Origin of the sequence: Comamonas sp. MYb21, from assembly GCF_037479395.1 — a bacterium.
In the GTDB taxonomy this organism is placed as follows: Bacteria; Pseudomonadota; Gammaproteobacteria; order Burkholderiales; family Burkholderiaceae_C; genus Comamonas.
On record NZ_JBBGZC010000011.1, the window covers coordinates 236720 to 243798 of the forward strand.

Genomic DNA, 7079 nt, shown 5'->3' on the forward strand with positions numbered 1-7079 from the left:
TTGGGAGACAGTGAAGGCTTAGCGCACGGTCATGAAGATCTGCGGCAACCAGGTGGTGAAGGCCGGCACAAAGGTCACCAGGCCCAGCGCAAAGATCAGCGCGCCATAGAACGGCCAGATGGTGCGCATGACGGTGCCCACCGACACGCCGCCAATGGCGCAGCCGACAAACTGGGTCGTGCCCACCGGCGGGGTGTTCAGGCCCAGCGCACAGTTGATCAGCAGCACAATGCCGAACTGCACCGAGCTCATGCCGTAGTGCTGGGCAATCGGCAGGAAGATGGGCGTGCACAGCAAGATGGTGGCGGCCATGTCGAGGAAGGTGCCCAGCAGGAACAGGATGATGTTGATCAGCAGGAACACCATCCAGGGCGTGGTGGTCACCTGGGCCAGCATCTGGCCGGTGAGCTCGGCCACACCGTAGAGGCTGATCAGGTAGCCAAAGGTGCTGGAGATACCGATCAGCAGCAAGATGATGCCGGTGTTGCGCACCGCCTTGGAGGCGGCCTTGACAAAGTGCGACCAGCTCAGCGACCGGTAGACAAACACCGTCAGCGCCAGCGCATAGAGCACGGCGACCACGGCCGACTCGGTGGCGGTGAACACGCCCGACAGAATGCCGCCCAGAATCAGCACCACGACAAACAGACCCGGCAGCGCCGCGGCCAGGCTGCGGCCCACGACCTGCCAGCCGGGGAAGGTGCCGGCCGGGTAGCCGCGCCGCCGTGCCACCCAGTAGGCCGCACCCAGGTTGCTCAGGGTCAGGATCAGCGCCGGGATGATGGCCGCCAGAATCAGCGCCGCAATCGACACCTTGCCGCTGGCCGCCAGCGCATAGATGATGATGTTGTGGCTGGTCGGCATCAGCGCACCCACCAGGGCCGCATGCGTGGTCACGTTGACGGCGTAGTCGGCGTGGTAGCCCTCTTTCTTCATCATCGGGATCATCACCGCGCCCATGGCCGAGACATCGGCCACCGGCGAGCCCGAGACGCCGCCAAACAAGGTGCAGGCCACCACATTGGACATGCCCAGGCCGCCGCGCACATGGCCGATGAGCGCCCGCGCAAAGTTGACGATGCGGTCGGCAATGCCGCCGTGCAGCATCAGCTCACCAGCAAAGATGAAGAACGGAATCGCCAGAAAGGAGAACACCCCCATGCCGGCGGTCATCTGCTGAAAACCCACCTCCAGCGGCAGCCCCTCATAGGCCAAGGTGGCCAGTGCAGACAGACCAATGGAGAAGGCCACCGGCACGCCCAGCAGCAGCAGGACGGCAAAGCTCAGGCTCAGGATCAGCAAGGCTGTGGTCATCACCGCGCTCCTAGTTGGGCTGCACTTCGCGGCCTTGCGCGAGTGCGATCAGGTGTTCGATGGAAAACAGCACAATCAGGCTGCCGGCAAGGATGGCGGGCACATATTTCCAGCCTTCGGACACACCCAGGGTCGGCAGGCGGTAGTCCCAGACCGATTCGGCCAGCGACGCGCAGCCATAGGCCATCGCCGCGCCAAACAGCAGGATCAGCGCATGGATCAGAAACTCCATCTTGGTGCGCAGCCAGTCCGGCGCCAGCACCAAGAGCGACTCCAGCCCGATATGGCCGCTGTCGCGCACACCGACGGCGACGCCGAACATGGTCACATAGAGCACCAGCAACAGCGACAGGCTCTCGGCCCAGGTCGGCGTGTTGTTGAGCACATAGCGGCCAAACACCTGCCAGCTGACGGCGGCAATCAGCAGCATCAGGCCGGCAATACCCAGCCACATGCACAAGCGCGACAAGGCGCTGCAAATCTTGGTAAACATCGTGGTGCCCGTGCAGGCCCGGGGCGTACAGCCTCCGGGCAAAGAGTTGCAAGGAGCCAGCACCCGGCGGGCGCTGGCATTGGCGTGGGATCAGCGGCGGATCAAGGCGTGTCCTGCGCGCGCTTGACCAGGTCTTTCAACTTGGCATCGGTGATGAACTTGTCATATACCGGCCGCATCGCCGCCTGGAACGGGGCCTTGTCCACCTCGATGATCTCGGCGCCGCCCGCCTTCACGACCTCGAGCGACTTGGCCTCACGCTCGGCCCACTGCTTGCGCATATAGGGCACCGACTCCTTGGCAGCCTGGCGCACCCAGCGCTGCTCCTCAGGCGAGAGCTTGTCAAAGGTCCGTTTGGAGAACAGCAAAATCTCCGGCGCCATCGAGTGCTCGGTCTTGCTGAAGTACTTGGCGACTTCGAACGAGCGCGAGCTCTCGAAGGTCGGGTAGTTGTTTTCGGCTGCATCGATGAGGCCGGTCTTCAGCCCGGTGTAGACCTCGCCCATCGGCATCGGCGTTGCATTGGCGCCCATCGCTTCGAGCATGCTCACCCAGAGATCGGACTGCTGCACGCGCACCTTCATGCCCTTCATGTCGGCCAGGCTCTTGACCGGCCGCTTGGCAGTGAACATCGAGCGCGCACCACTGTCGTAAAAGCCCAGGCCGATGAAGCCCTGCTTCTCACAGGCTTTGAGGATCTCCTCGCCCACGGGGCCATCGAGCACCTTGTGCATATGCTCCACCGAGCGGAACAGGAAGGGCATGGTGGGCACCACGGTCTCGTTGCAGACATTGTTCATCGCGCCCACATTGACCCGCACCATCGCCAGCGCACCAATCTTGGCCTGCTCGATGGTTTCCTTCTCGCCCCCGAGCGCCCCGTTCGGGTAGACGCGGATGCTGTGCTTGCCGCCTGATAGCGCCTTGAGGCGCTCGCCCATGAACTTCACCGCCTGCACGGTCGGGTAGTCGTCCGGGTGGATATCCGATGAACGAAATTCAGTGGCCTGCGCGCTGAGCGCCAGCAGACCGGCAGCCAGCGCTGCACTGAGAGTGGAAAGTCGCATTTGTCTACCTCGTTATCTCTGTGGTTGGGGAACATGCCCGGATGGTTTCCGGGTCTCTGGGTCACACACACCTCGCCTGTTTACAGGGGCCGAAATTCCGTCTCCTCCATTCCTGAAACGCCTGGGCGCAGCGCAAACACGCCACCGGCCAGCGGTTGGTCCGACAGATCGATACCGTCGGGCCGAATCGATGTGACATAGAGCACATCCAGCGCCGGTCCGCCAAAGGCGCACATCGCCGGCTTATTGACCGGCAGCGCCAGCGAGCGGTCCAGCTGCCCATCGGGCCGGAAGCGGTGCACCAGGCCGGCGTCATTGCCGCAGATCCAGTAGCAGCCGTCCACATCGATGGCCGCGCCATCGGGCCGGCCCGGCAGATTTTTCATATCGACAAACAGGCGGCGGTTGTGGGGCGTGCCGCTGCCCGTGTCGTAGTCAAAGGCCCAGATCTGCTGGCTACTGGGGTGCGAATCCGACAGGTACATGGTCCGGCCATCGGGGCTGAAGGCCAGGCCGTTGGGCGTGATCAGCGGGCCCAGCTGCAGGTCCTGCGCGCCGCCTGCCGCCATGTCCTCTGCCCCCAAGCGGTAGAGCTTGCCCACCGGCTGCGCAGCCGCCATGTCCATCAGCATGGTGCCCGCCACAAAGCGGCCCTGGCGGTCGCAGCGCCCATCGTTAAAGCGCATGCCCGGCATCGCGTGGTCGACGGCAGCCAGTTGTTGGGTGTGAGCCTCACCATCGCCCAGCCTCACCTGGTAAATGCCATCTTCCAAGCCGGCAATCCAGCTGCGCGGCTCGCCCTGCCAGGCGGCCATGCAGGCCAGCATCTGCGGCAGCTGCCACTGCCTGGCGCTGCCTTGGCCCGGCTGCCAGCGCTGCAGCAGGCCGCGCGGTATATCGGCCCAGTACAGCGCAGCCTCCTGCGCACGCCACACAGGGCTTTCGCCGGTGGCGTTGCGGGCGTCGAGCACCAGCTCAGCGGCTGTCATGCAGGCTGCTCCGGCGCATCGCCAAAGGGGCCTTGGGCGGTGAAGGCGCCGCCCTGGTAGACGGCGACCGGGTCGTTGGCCGCAGGGGCGGGTTGTGCCTCCACCTGGGCGCGCCAGGGCTCGGAGCTGTCCTTGGGCACAAAGCCCAGGTGCGCGGCGGCATGGTTGTCCCACCAGAGATCGCGGTTGGCCGATGCGCCGTAGACGACGGTATGGCCGACGTTCGGGGTGAACAGGCTTTTCTCGACCAGCTGCACCAGGTCGTCATAGCTCAGCCAGCTGTGCATCATGCGCCGGTCCTTGGGCGCGGGGAAGGACGAGCCAATGCGTATGCTCACCGTCTCGATGCCATAGCGGTCAAAGTAGAAACTCGCCATGTCCTCGCCAAAGGACTTGGACAGGCCGTAGTAGCCATCGGGGCGGCGGCGCGCATGGGCGTCGATCTTCTCGCTTTGCTGGTAAAAGCCGATCACATGGTTGGAGCTGGCAAACACAATGCGCTGGACGCCGTGGCGGCGCGCGGCCTCGTAGAGGTGGAAGATGCCTTTGATATTGGCCTCCAGCACCTCTTCAAAAGGCCGCTCCACCGACACACCGCCCAGATGCACGATGGCGTCGCAACCGGCCACCATCGCATCGACCGCCTGCTTGTCGGCCAGGTCGCAGGTGTTGACTTCTTCTTGTGCATCCAGTGGCGCGCCCATGCCGGCGATGTCGGACACGCGCAAGACGGGCGCCAGGCCACGCAGACGCTGGCGCAGCACCTGGCCCAGGCCGCCGGCAGCACCAGTCAACAGCAAGCGTTGCAGTGGGGGAGTTTGTGCCTGCATCTGCTGCTCCTTTTCCATAAAAAAAGGCGCTTATGAAAAGCGCCTTGGGTGCTCAGCCTTGTGCCAGGCCGTCAATGGCAGAACGGATGTTCTTCAGTGCCTTCACCACCAGCGCGGGGTCGGTGGCGAACGACAGACGAACATAAGGCGACATGCCAAAGGCAGCGCCCGGCACGGTCGCCACCTTGGCGGCGTTGAGCAAAAAGCCCGACACGGCAGCATCGCTGTCCAGCACCTTGCCGTCGGCCGTGCGGCGGCCGATCAGGCTCTGGCAGCCGAGGAACAGGTAGAAGGCGCCATCGGGCACCGACGACAGGGTCAGCTCAGGCACGATGGCCAGCTCGCGGCGGATGGTCTCGAGCCGGTCCACAAAGGTCTGGCGCGCCTGGCGCACGCAGTCCTGGTCGCCCAGCAAGGCTGCTTGCGCCGCGGCCTGTGCCACCGAGGTGGCGCTGGTGCAGCTTTGCGATTCGAGCTTATTCATGCCACCGATCAACTTCTCGGGGCCTGCCGCATAGCCAATGCGCCAGCCGGTCATCGCGTAGGACTTGGAGACGCCGTTGATGATCAGCATGCGGTCCTTCAGATAAGGACAGGCCTGGGCGAACGAGACAAAGGGCACACCGGTCAGGATGATGTGCTCGTAGATCTCGTCGGACATGACCAGCACATCGGGGAAGTCCTTGAGCACCTCGCCCAGCGCCTCCAGCTCGGCGCGGCTGTAGACCGCGCCGGTGGGGTTGCCGGGGCTGTTGATGATCAACCAGCGCGTCTTGGCCGTGATGCTCTGGCGCAGCGCCTCGGGCGTGAGCTTGAAGCCCACCGCTTCGGAGCAAGGCACATAGACCGGCACGCCGCCATGCAGCGCCACGATGTCGCCATAGGACACCCAGCAAGGCGTGGGCACCACGACCTCATCACCGCTCTCCAAGGTTGCCATGAAGGCATTGAAGATCAGCTGCTTGGCGCCGACACCGGTGGTGATCTCGGCCACGGAGTAGTCGAGTTCGTTGTCCTGCTTGAACTTCTGCGCAATCGCCTTGCGCAGGCTCTCGGTGCCGGCCGGCACGGTGTACTTGGTGGCACCGGCCTTGGCCGCCGCCATCGCTGCATCGATGATGTGCTCGGGCGTATTGAAATCGGGCTCACCAATGCTCAGGTCGATGACATCGATGCCTTCGGACTTCATCTTCTTGGCCTGCGAGGAAATCGCCATGCTCGGCGACGATGGCAGGCTCTCGACTTTTTGACTTAGCTTCAACATAAATTCGCAATCGCTCGGTGTCTCTTAGATGCCCTTGTCATTGGGGTTGGCGTAGAGCGCCTTGGTCGAATCGCTGAGCGGGAAGTTGATGTTCACGTTGCGCGGAGGGATCGTGGTCATGAACCACTTCTGGTAGAGCGCTTCCATCTCGCCGGACTTGATCATCGCGTAGACGGTGTCATCGACCAGCTTCTTGAACGTCGGGTCATCCTTGCGCAGCATCACGCCATAGGGCTCGGTGCGCAGCGGCTCGTTGAGGATCACGTACTGGTCGCGCTGGGGCGAGGTGGCAATAAAGCTGGCCAGTTGCACGTCATCGAGCACAAAGGCGTCCGCCTTGCCCGATTCAAACATCACAAAGGCTTCGGACGGGTCCTTGCCATAGACCTCATTGAACTTCACGTTCTGGGCCTTCTTGTAGGCGCGCAGCAGCTGGATCGAGGTGGTGCCGGTTACCGTGGCCACATTGCGGTTTTGCAGATCGGCAATGCCCTTGACTGCCGAGTCCTTGCGCACGGCCAGGGTCACGTTGGCCGAGAAGTAGCTCGGCGAGAAGGAGACCTGCTCCTGGCGCGCGATGGTGTTGGTCACCGGCGTGCAGTCCAGATCGACGGTGTTGTTCTGGATCAGCGGAATGCGGCTGGTGGGCGTGGTGATCAGGTACTTGATTTCCATCTTCTGCAAGCCGGCCGCCTTTTGCGCCGCCTCTGCGACCTTCAGGCAGATGTCATTGATCATGCCGATGGGGTCCGCATTGCCATTGACCTTGTAGCTGAAGGGCACGGACATGTCGCGCGCACCGATGGTGATCGCGCCACTTTGCTTGATCTTCTCCAGCGTGGAGGTCTGCGCTTGCGCCAGGGAAGCAGCCAGCAGAGTGACGGCACATACGGTGGTTTTCGAGAAAAGCTTGAGCATGATTGGAAAGTAGGTTACAACAAGGCATCAGTCATGTGTTGTCTGACGACAGGTGTGAATTATGATCACAGCTATGCTTAAAAGCCCCTCGGAATTACCCGCATCCCCGTCAATGGCATCCGCCCCGGATGCCATTTGCTACGGTTGCCGTGCCGCGAATGCCAACGGCCAGACCCACGTTCTGCCGGATCACAGCCATGCTTA

Annotated in this window: 7 protein-coding genes; all 7 read right to left on the reverse strand. The window is 63.0% G+C overall.

Going from position 1 to position 7079, the window contains the following annotated elements; genetic code table 11:
• Positions 1-18: 18 nt before the first annotated feature.
• Positions 19-1314 (reverse strand): TRAP transporter large permease, encoded by a 1296-nt coding sequence (locus tag WH367_RS17960; protein WP_116926236.1) that lies wholly within the window; start codon positions 1312-1314, stop codon positions 19-21.
• Between the two features lie 10 nt (positions 1315-1324).
• A complete protein-coding gene (locus WH367_RS17965; RefSeq protein ID WP_021025003.1) occupies positions 1325-1807 on the reverse strand; it encodes a TRAP transporter small permease in 483 nt (160 codons plus the stop codon).
• Positions 1808-1908: 101 nt separating this feature from the next.
• On the reverse strand, positions 1909-2874 hold the full coding sequence (locus WH367_RS17970; RefSeq protein ID WP_312989387.1) for a TRAP transporter substrate-binding protein: 966 nt from the start codon (positions 2872-2874) through the stop codon (positions 1909-1911).
• A gap of 80 nt (positions 2875-2954) precedes the next feature.
• A complete protein-coding gene (locus tag WH367_RS17975; protein ID WP_339537095.1) occupies positions 2955-3863 on the reverse strand; it encodes an SMP-30/gluconolactonase/LRE family protein in 909 nt (302 codons plus the stop codon).
• On the reverse strand, positions 3860-4693 hold the full coding sequence (locus tag WH367_RS17980) for an NAD-dependent epimerase/dehydratase family protein (protein ID WP_339537096.1): 834 nt from the start codon (positions 4691-4693) through the stop codon (positions 3860-3862). Before WH367_RS17980 ends, WH367_RS17975 begins: the two co-directional genes overlap by 4 nt.
• Before the next feature lie 52 nt (positions 4694-4745).
• The gene (locus WH367_RS17985) at positions 4746-5957 is read right to left on the reverse strand and encodes a pyridoxal phosphate-dependent aminotransferase (RefSeq protein WP_021024999.1); all 1212 of its coding nucleotides are present in this window, start codon (positions 5955-5957) and stop codon (positions 4746-4748) included.
• Positions 5958-5981: 24 nt separating this feature from the next.
• Entirely contained in the window at positions 5982-6875 is an 894-nt protein-coding gene (locus tag WH367_RS17990; protein WP_339537097.1) for an amino acid ABC transporter substrate-binding protein, read from the reverse strand.
• Positions 6876-7079: the final 204 nt, after the last annotated feature.

Coding starts and splice junctions, on each gene's coding strand:
- WH367_RS17980 (WP_339537096.1), bottom strand. CDS start 4,693: ATGCAGGCACAAACTCCCCCACTGCAACGCTTGCTGTTGACTGGTGCT.
- WH367_RS17975 (WP_339537095.1), bottom strand. CDS start 3,863: ATGACAGCCGCTGAGCTGGTGCTCGACGCCCGCAACGCCACCGGCGAA.
- WH367_RS17970 (WP_312989387.1), bottom strand. CDS start 2,874: ATGCGACTTTCCACTCTCAGTGCAGCGCTGGCTGCCGGTCTGCTGGCG.
- WH367_RS17965 (WP_021025003.1), bottom strand. CDS start 1,807: ATGTTTACCAAGATTTGCAGCGCCTTGTCGCGCTTGTGCATGTGGCTG.
- WH367_RS17990 (WP_339537097.1), bottom strand. CDS start 6,875: ATGCTCAAGCTTTTCTCGAAAACCACCGTATGTGCCGTCACTCTGCTG.
- WH367_RS17960 (WP_116926236.1), bottom strand. CDS start 1,314: ATGACCACAGCCTTGCTGATCCTGAGCCTGAGCTTTGCCGTCCTGCTG.
- WH367_RS17985 (WP_021024999.1), bottom strand. CDS start 5,957: ATGTTGAAGCTAAGTCAAAAAGTCGAGAGCCTGCCATCGTCGCCGAGC.